This window comes from Amycolatopsis silviterrae (assembly GCF_042684085.1).
Lineage (GTDB): Bacteria > Actinomycetota > Actinomycetes > Mycobacteriales > Pseudonocardiaceae > Amycolatopsis > Amycolatopsis silviterrae.
This window is the reverse complement of sequence record NZ_JBHUKS010000006.1, coordinates 179,687-196,977: the sequence shown is the minus strand read 5'-3', so window position 1 is coordinate 196,977 and position 17,291 is coordinate 179,687. Positions and strand designations below refer to the sequence as shown.

At 71.4% G+C, this 17,291-nt stretch carries 17 protein-coding genes; 10 read left to right on the top strand and 7 right to left on the bottom strand.

The features are described 5' to 3' along the window. Positions 1-11: 11 nt before the first annotated feature. Positions 12-1,019 (bottom strand): LLM class flavin-dependent oxidoreductase, encoded by a 1,008-nt coding sequence (locus ACFSVL_RS10125; RefSeq protein WP_378302758.1) that lies wholly within the window; start codon positions 1,017-1,019, stop codon positions 12-14. A 173-nt stretch (positions 1,020-1,192) separates the two neighbouring features. Next, the gene (locus ACFSVL_RS10120) at positions 1,193-2,701 is read right to left on the bottom strand and encodes a methionine--tRNA ligase (protein ID WP_378302756.1); all 1,509 of its coding nucleotides are present in this window, start codon (positions 2,699-2,701) and stop codon (positions 1,193-1,195) included. 111 nt (positions 2,702-2,812) lie between these two features. On the opposite strand from ACFSVL_RS10120, the gene ACFSVL_RS10115 reads away from it, so the two are divergent. Then, positions 2,813-3,532: a phytanoyl-CoA dioxygenase family protein gene (locus tag ACFSVL_RS10115; protein ID WP_378302754.1), complete on the top strand. Its 720-nt coding sequence runs from the start codon at positions 2,813-2,815 to the stop codon at positions 3,530-3,532. 9 nt (positions 3,533-3,541) lie between these two features. Here the strand turns inward: ACFSVL_RS10115 and ACFSVL_RS10110 are convergent, their stop codons facing one another. Genes ACFSVL_RS10110 through ACFSVL_RS10095 form a run of 4 tightly spaced genes read right to left on the bottom strand, consistent with a single transcriptional unit; the run spans position 3,542 to position 7,045 of the window. Further along, entirely contained in the window at positions 3,542-4,252 is a 711-nt protein-coding gene (locus ACFSVL_RS10110) for an SDR family NAD(P)-dependent oxidoreductase (RefSeq protein ID WP_378302752.1), read from the bottom strand. Continuing rightward, a complete protein-coding gene (locus ACFSVL_RS10105) occupies positions 4,249-5,334 on the bottom strand; it encodes an aminotransferase class V-fold PLP-dependent enzyme (RefSeq protein WP_378302750.1) in 1,086 nt (361 codons plus the stop codon). Before ACFSVL_RS10105 ends, ACFSVL_RS10110 begins: the two co-directional genes overlap by 4 nt. Then, on the bottom strand, positions 5,331-5,738 hold the full coding sequence (locus ACFSVL_RS10100) for a RidA family protein (protein ID WP_378302749.1): 408 nt from the start codon (positions 5,736-5,738) through the stop codon (positions 5,331-5,333). Before ACFSVL_RS10100 ends, ACFSVL_RS10105 begins: the two co-directional genes overlap by 4 nt. Continuing rightward, the gene (locus tag ACFSVL_RS10095) at positions 5,735-7,045 is read right to left on the bottom strand and encodes an aspartate aminotransferase family protein (protein ID WP_378302747.1); all 1,311 of its coding nucleotides are present in this window, start codon (positions 7,043-7,045) and stop codon (positions 5,735-5,737) included. The genes ACFSVL_RS10100 and ACFSVL_RS10095 overlap by 4 nt, the downstream gene beginning before the upstream one ends. A gap of 189 nt (positions 7,046-7,234) precedes the next feature. On the opposite strand from ACFSVL_RS10095, the gene ACFSVL_RS10090 reads away from it, so the two are divergent. The 7 genes from ACFSVL_RS10090 to ACFSVL_RS10060 all read left to right on the top strand — a co-directional run bounded on the left by ACFSVL_RS10090 (position 7,235) and on the right by ACFSVL_RS10060 (position 14,367). Then, on the top strand, positions 7,235-8,482 hold the full coding sequence (locus ACFSVL_RS10090) for a M20 family metallopeptidase (protein WP_378302745.1): 1,248 nt from the start codon (positions 7,235-7,237) through the stop codon (positions 8,480-8,482). Beyond that, positions 8,475-9,272, top strand: a complete 798-nt coding sequence (locus tag ACFSVL_RS10085; protein ID WP_378302743.1) for an IclR family transcriptional regulator — start codon at positions 8,475-8,477, stop codon at positions 9,270-9,272. The genes ACFSVL_RS10090 and ACFSVL_RS10085 overlap by 8 nt, the downstream gene beginning before the upstream one ends. Next, complete coding sequence (locus tag ACFSVL_RS10080) at positions 9,269-10,054, top strand: SDR family NAD(P)-dependent oxidoreductase (RefSeq protein WP_378302741.1); 786 nt, start codon at positions 9,269-9,271, stop codon at positions 10,052-10,054. The genes ACFSVL_RS10085 and ACFSVL_RS10080 overlap by 4 nt, the downstream gene beginning before the upstream one ends. Positions 10,055-10,098: 44 nt before the next feature. Beyond that, a complete protein-coding gene (locus tag ACFSVL_RS10075) occupies positions 10,099-11,055 on the top strand; it encodes a thiamine pyrophosphate-dependent dehydrogenase E1 component subunit alpha (RefSeq protein WP_378302739.1) in 957 nt (318 codons plus the stop codon). Beyond that, positions 11,048-12,031 (top strand): alpha-ketoacid dehydrogenase subunit beta, encoded by a 984-nt coding sequence (locus tag ACFSVL_RS10070; protein WP_378302737.1) that lies wholly within the window; start codon positions 11,048-11,050, stop codon positions 12,029-12,031. Before ACFSVL_RS10075 ends, ACFSVL_RS10070 begins: the two co-directional genes overlap by 8 nt. 214 nt (positions 12,032-12,245) lie before the next feature. Continuing rightward, the gene (locus ACFSVL_RS10065) at positions 12,246-13,049 is read left to right on the top strand and encodes an acetoacetate decarboxylase family protein (RefSeq protein ID WP_378302735.1); all 804 of its coding nucleotides are present in this window, start codon (positions 12,246-12,248) and stop codon (positions 13,047-13,049) included. Between the two features lie 7 nt (positions 13,050-13,056). Continuing rightward, entirely contained in the window at positions 13,057-14,367 is a 1,311-nt protein-coding gene (locus tag ACFSVL_RS10060; RefSeq protein ID WP_378302733.1) for an MFS transporter, read from the top strand. Here ACFSVL_RS10060 and ACFSVL_RS10055 read toward each other — a convergent pair. Then, entirely contained in the window at positions 14,364-14,648 is a 285-nt protein-coding gene (locus ACFSVL_RS10055) for a helix-turn-helix domain-containing protein (RefSeq protein WP_378302731.1), read from the bottom strand. The genes ACFSVL_RS10060 and ACFSVL_RS10055 overlap by 4 nt on opposite strands. Before the next feature lie 524 nt (positions 14,649-15,172). On the opposite strand from ACFSVL_RS10055, the gene sigJ reads away from it, so the two are divergent. Both sigJ and ACFSVL_RS10045 read left to right on the top strand, forming a co-directional pair. Next, positions 15,173-16,303, top strand: a complete 1,131-nt coding sequence (sigJ, locus tag ACFSVL_RS10050) for an RNA polymerase sigma factor SigJ (protein WP_378302729.1) — start codon at positions 15,173-15,175, stop codon at positions 16,301-16,303. A gap of 65 nt (positions 16,304-16,368) precedes the next feature. Then, positions 16,369-17,289, top strand: a complete 921-nt coding sequence (locus ACFSVL_RS10045) for an NADP-dependent oxidoreductase (RefSeq protein WP_378302727.1) — start codon at positions 16,369-16,371, stop codon at positions 17,287-17,289. Positions 17,290-17,291: the final 2 nt, after the last annotated feature.

Sequence of the window (17,291 nt, the reverse complement as noted above, 5' to 3'; positions counted from 1 at the left end):
GTGGTGCCCTTTCAGTGAGTGAATTCGCCGGTCAGTTCTCCGACCGCGGCAAGGGTTTCTTCCGCGCCCTCGGCGACGACGGTGGCAATGGCGACGTTGTCCGCGCCGGCGTCGAGGTAGTCCTTGAGGCGTGCCCGTGCGGCGTCCTGGCCGCCCGCGACGCTGAAGACGTCGAGCCAGGCGTCCGGCATCTCGGCCGCGACCACCTCGGGGCCGCCGCGCGACAGCATGTCCGCGAGCTGCTCGTTCGCCCCGACCGCACCGAACAACGGCCCCGGCCCGGTCGCCGCGAGATAAAACGCGAGGACACCCTTCAGCGCCTCCCGCGTCGCCGCCACCTGCCCCGCATCGCGCGTGACATTGGCCGCGGCGAGAACAGTGATCGTCACCCGCTCATCCCGCCCGGCGGCGCGCGCGGCTTCGTCCAGCTTGCGCCGCGCACTCCGCACGTATTCGACCGGCGCGAGCGCACTGACGAGCAACCCGTCGGCCAAGCGCCCGGTCAGCTCAAGCCCCTTGTCGCCGAGCACCCCGGTGAACAGCGGCACAGGCTCCGGAACCGGGTGAGTGAGCGTGACGTCGCGGAAAACCGCGAACTGGCCCTCGTCGTTGACCGTCTCCCCGCCGAGCAACGCCCGGACGGAGGTGAGCGTCTCCCGCAAAGCGCTCATCGGAGACCGCTGGGTCAGGCCCATTTGCGCGGTCCAGGCGGGAACGCCGTGTCCGATGCCGGGCATGAGCCGGCCCGGATACGCCCGCGCGAGGGCACCGATCTCCATCGCCAGCAACGCCGGATGCCGCACGACCGACGAGACGACCCCGAGGCCGACCGGAACCCGCGACGTGGCCCCGAGCGCGAGCGCGGCGCCCGCGATGCCGCCGAGGAAGAAATAGTCCTCCGGCAGCCACAACTCCCCGAACCCGGCGGCCTCCGCGGCCGCCGCCTGCTTGCCGATCTGTTCGGGCGGCGTGGTGCTGCCGAGCAGCACTCCCAGCCTGCTGCGAGAGGGGTGGGTCATCGGCGGGCTCCTGTCGTACGGGCCGGGTCACAACGTTGTGGCCGACGTTAGGAACCGCAGGGGGGCGGCCGCTTCGGGCGGGGCGACGAAACGGCGGGCGGGCGACTGTGCACGGTGCACTGTCTGTTGCCGGGAATGGCCCGCCTCGTCGGCGTCCGCCGCGTGCCGTTCCGCTAGCCGCTCACCTCAATCCGCGGAAACAACGGCCGCGGCGCACCCAGCCGGTCCTCACCGGCACCCAGCTGCGCCAAGACCCGAGCCGCCGCACCAGGCAGGAACGGCGTCAGCTCGTCGGCGACCACGCGCGCCGCGTGGATCAGCAAGGCCAGTGCGTCGCTGAGCCGTTGCCCGGCCTCGGTGTCTCCGGACTTCTCCGCCTTCGCGAGCGTCCACGGCTCCACCTCGACGACGTACCGGTTGGCCTCCTCGACGATCTTCCACACCGCCGCCGTAGCGGTGCGGAAGTCGAAGCGGGCCATCGCCTCGTCCACGGCCTCCGGGGCGGCCGCGATCGCGTCGGTCAGCGGGAGTTCCGGCAACGGCGGCAGCGGCGGAACTGTGCCGCCGCGGTACTTGTGGACCATGCTGACCGTCCGGTTGACCAGATTGCCCAGGCCGTTCGCCAGATCCTCGTGGTAGCGCCCGATCAGCCGCTCGGTCGTGTAGTCCGCGTCGCCGACCCTCGGCACGTCGCGGACCAGCCACCAGCGCAGCGCGTCGGCGCCGAATTCGTCCGCGATCGCGACCGGGTCGATCGCGTTGCCGAGGCTCTTGCCCAGTTTGCGGCCCTCGACCGTCAGGTAGTCGTGCACGAAGATCGTCGTCGGCAGCGGCTGCCCGGCGCTGAGCAGCATCGCCGGCCAGTACACGGCGTGGAACCGGATGATGCCCTTGCCGATCACGTGCGTGCGTTCGGCGGATTCGGCCCACCAGTGCCGGTAGTTCTCGCCGTCCGTGCCGTAGTCGAGCGCGGTGACGTAGTTGCCGAGCGCGTCCCACCACACGTAGACGACCTGTCCGGGGTCGCCGGGCACCTCGATGCCCCAGCCGCGCGCGCGTTCGGTCGAGCGGGAGATCGAGAAGTCCTGCAGGCCGGTCTTGAGGAAGCCGAGCACCTCGTTGCGGCGGCTTTCCGGCTCGATCCGCAGCGTGCCCGACTCGATCAGCTCGCGCAGTTCGTCCTCGTACCGCGACAGCTTGAAGAACCAGTTCTCCTCGCTCACCAGCACGGGCGGCGTGAAATGCTCCGGGCAGTTTCCGTCGGCCAGCTCGGCCTCGGCGTAGAACTGCTCGCAGCCGACGCAGTACAGGCCCTGGAAATCCTTGCGGTACAAGTCGCCTCGCGCGTCGGCGGCCTGCCAGAGCCGGTCGACGCCCGCCCGGTGCCGCGGGTCCGCGCTGGTGCGGATGAAGTCGTCGAAGCTGATCTGCAGCGGCTCGCGCAGAGCCTCGAACGCGGCGGCGTTGCGGTCTACGAAATCCTTCGTGGGCAAGCCTTCCGCTTCGGCGGCGATCGCGTTCTTCAGCGAGTTGTCGTCGGTCCCGGTGAGGAAGCGGACCTCGTGGCCCCGGTGCCGCCAATGCCGCGCCATCACGTCCGTCTGCACCAGTTCCATCGCGAAGCCAAGGTGCGGCTTGGAGTTCACGTACGGAATGGCGGTCGTGATGTAGCGGCGTGACATTGTGCCTCTCCAGCTGAGAAGGGTTGAGCGGCCATGTTATCGGGCTGGCGAGGGCGCACGCGACGGAAAATCAGTCGCCGCGACAGTCGCCGGTGGCTTACCGTGGCTTTCGTGCTCGACCGGACGCAGATGCGGGAGTTCGCCGAACGCGGTTTCGTCGTGATTCCCCAAGCCGTGCCTGAACATCTGGTGGCCAGCGCGGCGGAGACTATCGACGAACTGACCACGCGCGAACCGCCGCCCGACGCCGTGCGCGGACCGCATTTCTATTTTCCGGCGGCGACGGAAGTGCCGTCTCTGCTGGAATTGTTCACCCGGAGCCCGGCGTGGTCGTGCGCGGAATCGCTTGTCGGCGAAGGGGCGCTGGAGGTGCCGCGGCAGGTGCAGGTGGCGCTCAACATTCCGCCGTTTTCGCATCGGCCGGGCGGGCACCACATCGACGGTTTCCCGCCGGAGCCGGACGGCCGTCCGGGGACGTTCACGCTGCTGGCCGGAGTGCTGCTGTCCGACCAGCTCGACCAGGACGCCGGCAATCTGTGGGTCTGGCCGGGCACCCACCTGACGCATGCGGCGCACTTCCGCGAACACGGGCCGGACGCCTTCTTCGCCGCCGGTGGCTACCCGCCGATCCCCCTGCCCGAACCCGAGCAGATCCGGGGCCGGGCCGGGGACCTGCTGCTGGCGCACTACCTGCTGGGCCACAACATCGGCGGCAACACCTCCGGCCGGACCCGGCGGGCCGCCTACTTCCGGGTCAAGCGCGCCGGCCACGACCCCCGGTGGCGCGAGTTCCTCCAGGACCCGTGGCTGGACTACCCGCCATTGCGGTGAGGTCGCCCGTCAGCGGCACACGAGCACCCCGCCGTCGACCGGCAGGATCTGGCCGGTGACCTGGGACGCGGCGCGGCTGCCGAGGTACGCGATGGCCGAGGCGATCTCGGCGGGCGTCGCGAACGAGCGGCTGAGCACGCGGGCGAGCATGCGCTTCTCGTACTCCGGGTCGGCCGCGGCGGCGTGCCCCATCGCGGTGGCGACCGGGCCCGGCGCGACGCCGTTCGCGCGGATTCCGTACGGGGCAAGGGAAACCGCGAGACCGCGGGTCAGCGCCTCGACCGCCCCCTTGGTCGCGGAGTAGAGGACGTTCTCCGGCGTCGACTGCCTCGCGGCGACCGACGAGACGGTGACGATCGCTCCGCCGGTTTCGGTCATGGCCGCCGCGAACAGTTGGGAGACGAGGAAAGTGCCGCGGACGTTGACTGCGAACGACAGGTCGTAGTCCTCGTCGGTGATGTCCAGCGCTTCCGCGGGCCGGTAGATCCCGGCGGAAGTCACGACCAGCTCCGGCACCCCGAGCGTGCCGACGACCTCGTCCACTGCCTGCCGCACGGAAGCCCGCGCGGTGACGTCGCATTCGATAGACCGGACACCGTCGATATCGGCGGGCACCAAATCCAGTACGGCCACTCGATAACCGGTTCCGGCCAGCAGTTCGGCGGTGGCCTGGCCGATCCCGCTGGCACCGCCGGTCACCACGGCGACAGGCACGTTCATGTCAGCTCCCCTCCGGCGGCCAGTGCCCGGGTCACGGCCGCGATGTCGTTCTCGTCGTTGAAGTAGTGGAAGCCGAAGCGGACCCGGTCGCCCAGCGCCGTGGCGCGGATGCCATGTGCGGCAAGGGAACCAGCGATCCGATCCGCGTACTCGGTGGCCAGCACGACGATGTGGGACCGCGGCCCGTCGTCCACCGGACGCAGTCCGAGCGCTGCGGCTTCGCTGGTCAGGCGCGCGGCCAAGCCGAGCACGTGCCGCTCCACCGCGTCGGCATCCAGCGCGGCGAGCATCCGTAGCGCCGCGCAGGCGCCGATCCAGGAGAACCAGGCCGGGGACGCGTCGCATCGTCCGGCGTCGGGGGCGAGGTCGAGGGCGCCGCCAAAGTAGCCGTGCGGAGCGGCCGTGGACTTCCAGCCGGGTGCCAGCGGCCGCAGTTCGTCCACCCGGTCCGGGCGGGCGACCAGCCATGCCGCTCCGCGCGGGCACAGCAGCCATTTGTAGCCGTGGACCGCGAAATAGTCCGGTCGCACGGCGGCCGGGTCGAACCGCAGCACGCCGAGCGACTGGGTGAGGTTCACGAACAGCCGCGCGCCCACCCGGTCGGTCGCCGCCCGCAGCGCGGCGAGGTCGAGCCGGTGGCCGTCCCGGCTGGTCACCTCGCTCACCGCGAGCAGCGCCACGTCGTCGTCGAGCGCGGCGATCAGGTCCTCGGTCCGGCGCGCGGGGACGCTGACCACGTCGTGCCGGGCCAGCCAGGGGAACCGGTTGCTGCGAAACTCCGGTTCCGCCACCACGACCCGGCCCCTCGGCAGAGACGCGGCGACCGTCGCGGCAGCCTCGGAAAGCGACGACACCGTGGCGACCGTCGCGGCGGGCACCCCGAGGAGGTCGGCGAACAGTTCCCGGGCCTGTTCCGCGGCGTCGTCCCACGCGTGCCACTCGAAACGGCCCGACGACCACGCGTCGATCGTCTCCCGCATCGCCTCGATCACCGGCGCGGCTCCCGGCGGCGCGCCCGGAGTGTCGAGCCAGGTCAGCTCGCGCAAAGCCGGGAACAACGCCCGGAACTCGGCTGGCGTCACCGCGGCACCGCGATCGTCGCCTCGACCTCCGCCAGGATTTCCGGCTTCGCCAGCGCGGCCGCCACGATCAGCGACTGGGCGGGCCAGTCGCCGCCGGGGTACCAGCGCTCGAAGGTCTCCCGCAGGGCGGTGCGGTAGCCGCCGAGGTGCTCGGTGCCCGCCACCATGCTGAACACCCGCACCAGCTGGTCCGGCCCCGCACCGACGGCTTCCAGCAGCCGCTCGATGTTGGCGAACACGGCCCGGGTCTGCGACTCCGCGTCGTCGCCCGCGAGACTGCCGTCGGGCAGCACGCCGACCTGTCCGGAGACCAGCACCAGTTCGTACTCCGCCGGTACGTGCGCCAGATGGCTGTAGGTCCCGATGGGGGCGGCCAGGGTTTCCGGGTTCCAGCGGCGGATCATGCGTTCTCCTTTTGCTCCACAATGGACACTTCAGTCAACACCGCGCGCAGCACGGCCAGTGCTTCGTCCGCTTCGGCCGCGGTCACGGTCATCGGCGGCGTGACCCGCAGGACGTTGCCGAGCAGGCCGCCGCGGCCGATAAGCAGCCCGTGTTCGCGCGCGGCTTCCAGCACCCGCGAAGTCGCGGTGACGGCCGGGTCGCGGGTGCCGGGCACGACGAGTTCCACGCCGATCATCAAGCCCATCCCGCGCACCTCGCCGACCAGCGGGCAGCCGTCCGCGATGTCCCGGAGGCCCGCGAAGAGACGCTTGCCGACGAGGTCGGCGTTGGCCTGCAGGTCGTGCGAGAGCAGGTAGTCCAGCGTCGCCACCCCGGCCGTCGTCGCCAGCGGATTGCCGCCTGCGGTGGAGATCGAATGCGCGCCGAGGCAGTCCATCAGCTCCGCCGGAGCGACCACGCCGCCGATCGCGACGCCGTTGCCGAGCCCCTTGGCGAAGGTGATCGCGTCCGGGGTCGCGCCGGTCCCGTTCATCGCGAAGAACGACCGGCCGGTGCGGCCCCAGCCGGACTGGACCTCGTCCGAGACGAGCAGGATCCCGTAGTCGTCGAGCACCTCCTTCATCGCCGGGAAGAACCCGTCCGGCGGCACGGCGAATCCGCCCGCGCCCTGCACGGGTTCGGCGAGCAGGCACGCGACGTCGCCCGCGGTCGAGGTCTCGATGATGGTGCGCAGTTCCTCCGCGCAAGCGGCGATGAAACCGGCGTCGTCGAGGTTCCCGAACGGGCTGCGGTAGCGGTAGCCGCTGTGGACGTAGGTGACGGCGAGCGGGCTGAGCGCGGTGGCCGACCAGCCCCGGATGCCGGTCGCGGCGACGGTGCCGAACGACCGGCCGTGGTAGCTGCCGCGCAGGGCCAGCACCTGGTGGGACCGCCGGCGCTGGGTGGCCAGCAGCAGCGCGGTCTCCACCGCCTCGGTGCCGGAGTTGGCGAAGAAGACCTTCGCGTTCTCGATGCCGGACAGCCGGGCGATCCGCTCGGCGAGTTCGACCTGGCTGCGGATCAGGTACAGCGTCGAGGAGTGCAGCAGCCGGCCCGCCTGCGCCTGGATCGCCTCGGTGACCTCCGCGACGTCGTGGCCGACCATGGTGGCGAGCAGGCCGCCGAAGAAGTCGAGGTATTCCCGGCCCTCGCCGTCGGTCACCCGGCGGCCCGCGCCGCGCACCAGTTCGATCGGCTCGTCGTAGTAGAGGTCCAGCCAGGCGGGCATGACCCGCCGGTGCCGCTGCGCCAGCTCGGCATGGGACACGGGCTTCTCCTTCGGGGCTCGGGGATGCCTGCCGCACGCTAGGCGGGGCGCCGCGGATCGCCCAGCCGCGCGGCGGGCAAATTTCAGATAGTCGAAAAACGGGTTCACTCTGATGCAATGAGGACGGCCGAAGTCGCACAGTATGCGTCCGATACGTCCGACCGAGCCGACGAAGAGCAGGAGGCGTCCATGCCGGGACCGAGCGACGGGCAGGTGCTGGCCCAGGTCGACACCCTCGCCGAGGAGATGCTGACGCTGCTGGCCGACACCGTCCGCGAGCCGAGCGAGAGCGGCTGGGAGGACCGGGTCGCCGTCCGCTACGCCGACTGGTTCGCCGCGCGCGGCTGGCCGGTGACGCGCCAGCCGATCGCGTCGTCGGGGCTGGCCGGCGACGAGCCGCGCGCGGCGGAGCGGGAGAACCTGATCGCCTGGTACCCCGGCCGTCGCGGCAAGCCCTGCCTGGTGCTCAACGGGCACATCGACGTGGTGCCCGCCGGGGACGAGGAGTCCTGGTCCCGCCCGCCGTACTCGGGCGCCCGCGAGGAGGGCCGGGTGCACGGGCGGGGTTCGGTCGACATGAAGGGCGGCATCGCGGCCGGGCTGTACGCGCTGGCCGCGCTGCAGGACTGCGGGGCCGAACTGCCGTTCGACGTGGCGGTCCAGCTCGTCGTCGCCGAGGAGACCACCGGGGTCGGCACGCGCGCGGCGGCGCTGGAGGTGCCGGACCCGGCGGCCGCGCTGGTGCTGGAGCCGACCGGCGGCGCGATCGTGCCGATCAGCACCGGGCTGCTGTTCTTCACCGTCGACGTGACCGGGGTCGCCGCGCACACCTCGGCGCCGTGGCGCGGCGTGGACGCGTTCGAGCGGCTGATCCGGGTGCGCGAGACGCTGGCCGAGCTGGCCCGCGAACGGGGTGCGGCGTACCGGCATCCCCTGTTCGCCGACGTGCCCACCGCGATCCCGTTCGCGATCGGCACCGCCCGCGCGGGCAGCTGGCGCGCCGCTGTCCCGGACCACGCGACGATGTCCGGCCGAATCGGCCTGATGCCCGGCGAGGACCCGGACGACCTGCGCCGCGCGATCGAGAAAGCCCTCGCCGGGCTCAGCGCGACCGACGACTGGCTGCGCGAGCACCCGCCGGCCGTGCGCTGGGACCACGAAGGCCTCCCCGGCTGGGAAACCCCGGCCGACCACGAACTGCTCGCCGCGCTGCGCTCGGCACAGCGGAGCTGCACCGGCTCGGAGGTCCTCACGGGCTTCACCGCGGGCTCCGACGCCGCGTTCTTCGGCGCGCAAGGCGTCCCCACCGCGATCTTCGGCCCCGGCGAGGTACCGCGTGCGCACGCGCCGGACGAGTCGGTCGCCGAGGCCGACGTCGTGCAGGCCGCGAAGGTGCTCGCGCTGACGCTGAGCAGGCTGGTGCTCCGCGATGAATGAGCAACGCTCCACCCTGCTGCACACCCTGGAGCGCGGCCTGCAGGTGCTGGAAGCCGTGGCGGCCGCGGACGGCACCGCCACCGCGAAGGTGCTCGGCCGCCAGCTCGGGATCAAGATCGGCACCTGCTATCACCTGCTGCGCACCTTGGTCGCCAGCGGGCACGTCGTGCGGCTGCCCGGCGGCCGCTACGACGTCGGGCCGAAGGCGGCGTCGCTGAGCAGGCACCTGCAACGGCGGTCCGGGCCTTCCCCCGAGCTGGCGGTGATCCTCACCCGGCTGCACAACAAGACGCACGAGACGTCCTATATCTCGGGCTGGCACCACGGCACGCTGATCCTGCAGCACTACCTTTCGGGCCTGCACACGCTGTCCGTCGGCAATCTCGACGTCGGCTACACCGGCCAGATGCACGCACGCGCCTCTTGCAAGGCGGTGCTAGCTTTCCTGCCCGAAGAGCAGGTCGCCACGATGTTCGCCGGGGTCCCGCTGGAAGCGGTCACCGCCCACACGATCACCGATTTCGACGCGCTGACCGTGGACCTCGCCGCCATCCGCCGCCGCGGCTACGCGCTCGACCTCGAAGAGTTCAGCGACGGCGTCTGCTGCGTTTCGGCACCGTTCTTCGGCGAAGGCGGACTGCCCGCGGGCGCGTTCACCGTGTCCGTGCCGCTGTCGCGGTTCACCGAACGGCAGACGTGGCTGAGCACCGAGGTGCGGGAAGCGGCGGCGATGGCGACCGGGCTGCTGCGCACCGGACGGCTCTCCGTGCCCTCTCTGGAGGTCTCATGAGGACGCTGGCGGGGGCCCGGGTCCTGGTCACCGGGGCGGGCCGGGGCATCGGGCGCGCGATCGCCCTGCGTTTCGCGGCCGCCGGTGCCGCGGTCGCGGCTGTCGACCGGGACTTCCACGCCGGGTTTCCCGGCGAGCCCGCGGAATCGGTGCTGCAGCAGCTCGCCGCGCACGACGTCGACGCACTCGGCCTGCAGTGCGACGTGACCGATCCGGCCGCGGTGGACGCGACCGTGGACGCCGTGCTGGCCGCGTGGGGCGGGGTGGACGTCCTGGTCTGCAACGCGGGCGGCGGGACCGGGCCGATCCACGGGAACAAAGCGTCCGAAGTGGACCTTGCCGCGCTGGAAAGCGCGTTGCGGCTGAACCTGTTCGGCACCGTCCACTTCTGCCGGGCGGTCGCGAAGCCGATGCGGGCGCAAGGCAGCGGCAGCATCGTCACCATGGGGTCGATCAACGGCCTGGAGTCCACTGAGGACGGCGGCTACGCGCACTACGGCGTCGCCAAGGCCGCGGTGGCGACGTACACCCGTTATCTGGCAAGGGATCTCGGCCCGCACGGGATCCAGGTCAACGCCGTCGCGCCGGGCCCGATCTCCACCGGCAGGCTGCGGGCCCGCTACGCCGAAGCCGGCGAGGAGATCACCGCGCCCGGCTCGGCACTGGGCCGGGCCGGCGAGCCCGACGACGTCGCCACGGTCGTCGAATTCCTTGCCGGGCCCCATTCCCGGCACGTCACCGGGCAGGTCGTCACCGTGGACGGCGGACTGCTCCGTTCCTGAACCACCAGGAAACGAACCATCGGATAAGGAGAGTGGGTACCCCCATGCCCGAAACAGCCACGCTGCTGCGCCATCTGGAGTCGATGTGGCGCATCCGCCTCTTCGAGGAGGAGGTGACGCGGCTGCGTTCCACCGGCGACGTCGTCGGCTCCGTGCACCTGTGCAACGGCCAGGAGGCGATCTACGTCGGCGCGTGCGCGGCGCTCGACCTCGCCCGGGACGCGGTGTTCCCCACCTATCGCGGGCACGGCTGGACCCTCGCCTGCGGTGCGTCCCCGCACGCACTGTTCGCCGAACTGCTCGGCCGCGCCACCGGAATCAACGGCGGACGCGGCGGTTCGGCCTACCTCACCGCGCCGGAGCACGGCATGTACGGCGAGAACTCCATCGTAGGCGCGGGCGCGCCGATCGCCGCCGGAGCCGCACTGGCGGCCACCTTCGACGGCTCCGGCCGGGTCGCGCTGGCCGCTTTCGGCGACGGGGCGCTGAACCAGGGCGCCGTGCACGAGGCGATGAACTTCGCCGCGGTGCGCTCGCTGCCGGTGATCTTCCTGGTGGAGAACAACCACTACTCCGAACTCACCCCGATCGCCGACATGGTCCGCGTCGACCGGCTGTTCAAACGCGCCTCCGCCTACGGGATCCCCGGCGCCCGCGTCGACGGCAACGATCCCGAGGCAATGCGCAAAGCCGTCTCGGAGGCGGCCCGCCGCGCCCGGGCCGGCGAGGGACCGGTGGTGCTGGAAGCGATGACGCAGCGGATCGTCGGCCACTACATCGGCGACGCGCAGCACTACCGGCCCACCGGAGACCTCGACGCCGCACTCGCCGCCGAGCCGATCGGCAGGCTGGCCGCGCACCTGCGCGAACTCGGCGTCGAAGAGTCCACATTGGACACGGTGCGGGACCGGACGGCGGGCGAGATCGCCGAAGCCTCCGCCCGCGCGCTGACCGACCCGCTCGCCGACCCCACGACCGTCCTGGAGCACCTGTATGCCTGAAACGAAGAAACTCACGTACGCCGAGTCAGTCAACGCCGCCCTGCGCCGCGCGCTCGACGAACGGCCGGAGACTCTGCTGTTCGGCGAAGACGTCGGCACCCCCGGCGGCGTATTCGGTGTGACGAAGGGCCTGCGCAAACAGTTCGGCGAACGGGTCTTCGACACCCCCATTTCGGAATCCGCCATCCTCGGCGGGGCAGTCGGGGCCGCGATGTTCGGCCGCCGCCCGATCGCCGAGATCATGTGGGCGGATTTCTCCCTGGTGGCCCTGGACCAGCTGGTCAACCAGGCCGCCAACGTCCGCTACATCTCGCGCGGCGCGATGTCCGCGCCGTTGACCGTGCGCACGCAGCAGGGCAACGCGCCAGGCGCGTGCGCACAGCATTCGCAGTCGCTGGAAGCGTTCTTCGCCCACGTCCCGGGGCTGCGGGTGTGCCTGCCCGCCACCCACCAGGACGCCTACGACCTCCTGCTGTCCGCCATCTGGTGCGACGACCCGGTGATCGTGATCGAGAACCGCACGCTGTACCACGCGGGCAAGCAGGAAGTCAGCCTCGGCGGCGAGATCCAGCCGGTCGGCGGCGCGGCAGTCCGGCGGCCCGGCCGCGACGTCACCGTGCTGACCTGGGGCGCGCTGCAGCACCGGGTGCTGGAGGCCGCGGACCGGCTCGCCGGGGACGGCATCGAGGCCGAGGTTCTCGACGCGCGCTGGGTCCGTCCGCTCGACCTGGACGCTGTCCTGGCGAGCGTGCGCCGCACCGGGAGGCTCGTGGTCGCGCACGAGGCGCACACCGTCGGCGGGGTCGGCGGCGAGGTGCTCGCGGCGGTCGCGGAAGCGGGAGTCACGCTGCGCTGCCCGCCGGTCCGGGTCGGCACGCCCGCCACCCGGATCCCGGCCGCACCTGGGCTCGCCGCGGCTGTCATTCCGTCGAGCGACGTGATCGCCGACGCGATCACCAAGACCGCGCGCGCCTAGGAGCCCCGAACGTCCGTGAAGGGAACCCTGAGGGAATCAGAGTCCGTGAAGGTTCCCCTCACGGACAGCCAAACCCCGCGCGCACCCGCCGACCCGCCAAAGCCGCACCGTCCCCGACCTTGGAGTGGTGGTCCGTGAAGGACTCCTTGGGGGAATCAGATTCCCTCAGGGAGTCCTTCACGGACCACAGGCCCGCTGACTCGTAGGAGCACCCATGCCCGACCTCGTCGCCATGCCCCCGTTTGCGCCGCTGTTCGGCGTCGGCACCGAATCCGTACGGCTGCGCTGGCTCACCGTCGAATACCGCACCGACCCCGAAGTGCTCGCCAGCCTGCTGCCCGCCCCGCTGGCCCCGACGGCCGATCCGCTCGTCGGGATCTGGGTCGCCGAATTCCTCGGAGCGGAGTTCCACCTGCCCGACGGCAGCGTCGAACAGCGGCCGCCCTATCTCCAGGCGGGCGTCAGCGTGCGCTGCCAGCGGCACGGCGAGGCGGGCGCGTACCCGCTCACGTTCTTCATCGAGGGCCTCAACCACGGGACCCTCGGCAGGGAGATCTTCGGGCTGCCCAAAAAGCAGGCCCGCCGGGTCAGCCTCGACGACGACGGGCAAACCGTGACCGGCCGCATCGTGACCGCCAACGACATCGAGATCGTCACCGTGCGCGCCGAGGCCCGCGGGCCGGAGTCCGCGCTCGATCCGATCCCCGGCTGGTTCGGGCGGCATTTCGCGCTGAAACTGATCCCGAGCGCGGAAGGGACCGGCTACGACGTCAGCCGGCTCGTCCGCATCCCGTTCCGCACGTCGCAGCCGACCGGCGGCTGGGACGGCACGGCCGAGGTGACCCTTCGGCCGTCCGCCGCGGACCCGATCCACCTGCTGCCGTGCCGGGAGGTGGTTTCCGCCCGCTACGGCGGAATCCGGCTCGACATCGGCTTCGGCACGTATCTCGACCAGGTCGACCGCGTCCCCGTGATGGGGACACCCGGCTGGGGCAGCGCCGCCCCGACAGGAAGGTGACACCGCCATGACCGCCACGACCCCGGCGCGAGCCGACACCGGCTCGCTCATCAGCCCCGCGCAACGCAAGTCCATTGTGGCCGCGTGCGTCGGCAACTTCATCGAGTGGTACGAGTTCGTCCTATACGGCTACTTCGCGTCCACGATCGCGAAGCTGTTCTTCCCCGCCGGCGACGCGACAGCCGCGCTGCTGCTGACCTTCGCGCTGTTCGGGGTGAGCTTCGTGGTGCGCCCGCTCGGCGGGGTCGTCTTCGGCTACATCGGCGACCGCCACGGCAGGCGGGGCGCGCTGGCCGCGATCATCCTGATGATCTCCGTCGGCACCGCGCTGATGGCCGTCGTCCCGCCCTACGCCTCGATCGGCGTGGCGGCACCGATCCTCATCCTCGTGCTGCGGCTGGTGCAGGGCCTGTCCGCGGGCGGCGAGTGGACCGGCGCCGTCGCCTACGTGATCGAGACCGCCCCGGCCGGGCGGCGGGCGTACTACGGCAGCTGGCAGACGATCACGATCGTGCTCGGCATGATGGCCGCGAGCCTGTCCGCGCTGCTGTTCACCGAGGTGCTCTCCCCCGCCGCGCTGCTGTCCTGGGGCTGGCGGGTCCCGTTCCTGATCGCGCTGCCGATCGGCCTGGTCGGGCTGTACCTGCGGCTGAAACTGGACGAGACGCCCGAGTTCGCCCGCATCGCCGCCGCCGACGCGCACGAGCGCACCCCGCTGCGCGCGACCCTGCGGCACGACTGGCGTTCGATCCTCCGCGTCGCCGGGCTGGTGTGCTCGCCGACGATGTGCACCTACGTCCTGCTGGTGTACGGCCCCACGTTCCTCGTCACCGACCTCGAAGTACCGCCGGCACAGGCGAAACTGGCCGGGTTCGCCGCGATGGCGGTGCTGATGGTGGTGACCGTTGTGTTCGCCAGGTGGTGCGACCGCGTCGGCCGCAAGCCGTTCCTCGTCGCCGGGGCGATCTGGGTGCTGGTCACCGCGCCGCTCGGGTTTTTGCTGCTGCACCAGACGTCGTTCGGGTTCCTGATCGCGGGCCTCGGCATCGTGGTGATCGGCGAAGCGCTGATGCTGGCCCCGCAGCCGGCGGTCTTCGCCGAACTGTTCCCGACCGAACGCCGCTACAGCGGGCTCGGCATCGGCTACAACCTCGGCGTGGTCCTCTTCGGCGGCGCCGGCCCGCTGGTCGCGACCGCGATCGTCGAAGCGACCCACAGCACCTACGCGCCGGCCGGGTACCTGGCATTCGGGGCACTGGTCAGCCTGATCGCGGCGGTCTTCACGCCGGAAACCCTGCCGTCCGCCCGGAAACGCTAACCGCCGCTCGCCGGGCTGGCCGCCGGCCGGTCAGTCCGGTAAGCGTGCCGATACTCCGTCGGCGTCTTGCCGACCTCACGGCGGAAGACCGTGCGGAAGTTCGCCGCCGTGCCGAATCCGGTGGCGGCGGCGATGCGCTCGACGGCCCAGTCTGACGTCTCCAGAAGCCGGCGCGCGCTGAGGACGCGGTGGTTCACGACCCAGCGCATCGGCGGCATGCCGGTTTCGCGTTCGAAGCGCCGGATGAACGTGCGGCGCGAGAGATTGGTCTGATCTGCCATGTGCTGCACCGTGATCGGGTCGCCGAGGCGCTCCATCACCCAGCAGCGCGTGTCCGACCGGCTCGCCGGGGAGGATTATCGCCCCAATGTGGCATTGGGTGCGTCACAGGAACGGTCAAACGGGTGTCAATCAGGCATTTCGGCAGCACTGAAGTCCTCGATGAACGGTCAGTGACCCGCGGCGACGCCGCCCAAGTCCCTGGCATGGGAATCCAAGGCCACGAGGGGAGCCTTCACGGAACCTGGGTCCCATGCCAGGGACTCAAGCCGGGCAGTTTCAGGCTGCCAACCATCCACAAAGGACGCCTGAGCCAGCGAAATAACCGCTTAACAACAAAATCCCCGCTTCTTCAAGTCCGTGAGGGGAACCCTGCGGGAATCTGATTCCCTCAGGGTTCCCCTCACGGACGACACACCCAGCTCCCGCCGCCCGCGCAGGCCCCGAAGCAAGCCAACCCGGTCCGCCAGCCGCACTCATAACGCCGCCTTAAGTCCCTCGCATCGCCTGTCGGGCCAGCTGTCCCATGACGGTGCCCAGCGCGGCCGAGCTGCTGAAGCGCTACAGAGCGACGCTGGACGACGTCGTCGAAGAAGTCCTCTACGTGCTCGACGCCGCCTTCGCCGCGGCGGGCCCGGTGCGCAAAGCGGCCTACGGCCGGGAGGACCCGCGAGTCGCCAGCACGATGCTCGCGACGCCGCGGCTCGCGTTCCCGGAGCAGCGGATCGAGGTCAAGTTCATCGCCCGGGTCTGCCCCGGCTTACTCTTGATCATCGGCGAGAGGAGAACCGCGGTGGGCGACGCATCCGGACCGGACCTGCTCGGCTGGGAAACCCACCGGCCCGCGGTGTTCGGCGTCGCCTACCGGCTGCTGGGCAGCGTCGCCGACGCCGAGGACGTCGCCCAGGACGTCTGGCTCCGCGCCGCCGCGGCGGATCTGTCCGAGGTGGCCGACCTGCGGGCCTGGCTGGTCACGGTCTCCGCCCGGCGCGCCTACGACCTCCTCAAGAGCGCGCGGGTGCGCCGCGAAAGCTACGTCGGCCCGTGGCTGCCCGAGCCGCTGCTGACCGGGCCGGACGCGGCCGCGCCGGTGCTCGTCGACGATTCGGTCAGCTCGGCGATGCTCCTGGTGATGGAGGAACTCAGCCCGCCGGAGCGGGTCGCCTTCGTGCTGCACGACGTCTTCGAGATCCCGTTCCCGAGGATCGCCGAAATCCTGGACACGACCGCGGCGGCCGCGCGTCAGCTCGCCTCGCGCGCCCGCCGCCGGGTCGCGCGGGCGGACCGGCCGCCGCCCGCGTCCCGTGCCGAACGCGAGCGGCTGCTGACCCTGTTCCGGGCGGCGTACGAAGCCGGTGACCTGGAAACCCTGGTCCAGCTGCTGCACCCCGACGCCACCTACGTCACCGACGGCGGCGGCAAGGCCTTCGCCGCCCGCAAGCCCATCCACGGCGGTGCGCGGGTCGCCGAGGTGATGGTGCGCGTCAGCGGGCAATGGCGGCCGGACCGGATCGACCTGGCCGAGGTCGGCGGCGAACCGGCTCTCGTCCACCGGCGCGGCGGGGCGGTGTTCTCCGTCGACACCTTCGAGTTCTCCGGGAGCCGGATCGTCGCCTACCGGCGCATGATGAACCCGGAAAAATTGGCCCGCGTCTGACGGTCACACCCGCACCGGCTGTCTCGTCTCCCTGACGCAACTCCCGACGAACGAACGAGGAACTGATGCGCGCGATAGTCGCCCCCGACCGCGAGTCCGGCGCCGAAGGACTGGCCCTGACCGACCGCCCGCACCCGCACGCCGCCGAAAACGACGTCGTGGTCCGGGTCCGCGCGGCCGGCTTCACCCCCGGCGAACTGGACTGGCCCGGCACCTGGACCGACCGCGCCGGCCGCGACCGGACCCCGAGCGTGCCCGGCCACGAACTGGCCGGCGTCGTGACGGACCTCGGCTACGGCACCACCGGGCTGACCGTCGGCCAGCGCGTCTTCGGCCTCGCCGACTGGACCCGCGACGGAACGCTGGCCGAATACGTCGCGGTCGAGGCCCGCAACCTCGCCCCGCTGCCCGCCGACCTCGACTACCCGGTGGCCGCCGCGCTGCCGATCTCCGGCCTGACCGCCTGGCAGGCCCTGTTCGACCACGGCCGCCTCGCGACGGGGCAGACCGTGCTGATCCACGGGGCGGCCGGAGGGGTCGGTTCGCTGGCGGTGCAGCTCGCTCGCGAGGCTGGTGCGTATGTGATCGGGACTGGGCGGGCCCGGGATCGGTCCCGAGTGCTTTCCCTTGGCGCGCAGGAGTTCCTGGACCTGGAATCGGAACGCCTTGAGGATGCTGGCGAAGCCGACCTGGTCTTCGACGTGCTCGGCGGCTCCATCCTCGAACGGTCTGCCGCGTTGGTCCGTGCGGGCGGGACGTTGGTGACCATCGCGCAGCCGCCGACCGTCCGGCCTCGGGACGGACGTGCGGTCTTTTTCGTGGTGGAGCCGGACCGGGGCCGGTTGAGCGACCTCGCTGCCCGGGTTCGTGACGGGCGGCTGGAGGTTACCGTCGGGGAGGTCCTTCCGCTGGAGGAGGCGGCGGGGGCGTTTTTGCCGGGGAAGCGGGTGCCGGGGAAGACGATCATCCGGGTCACCGAAGACTGAGA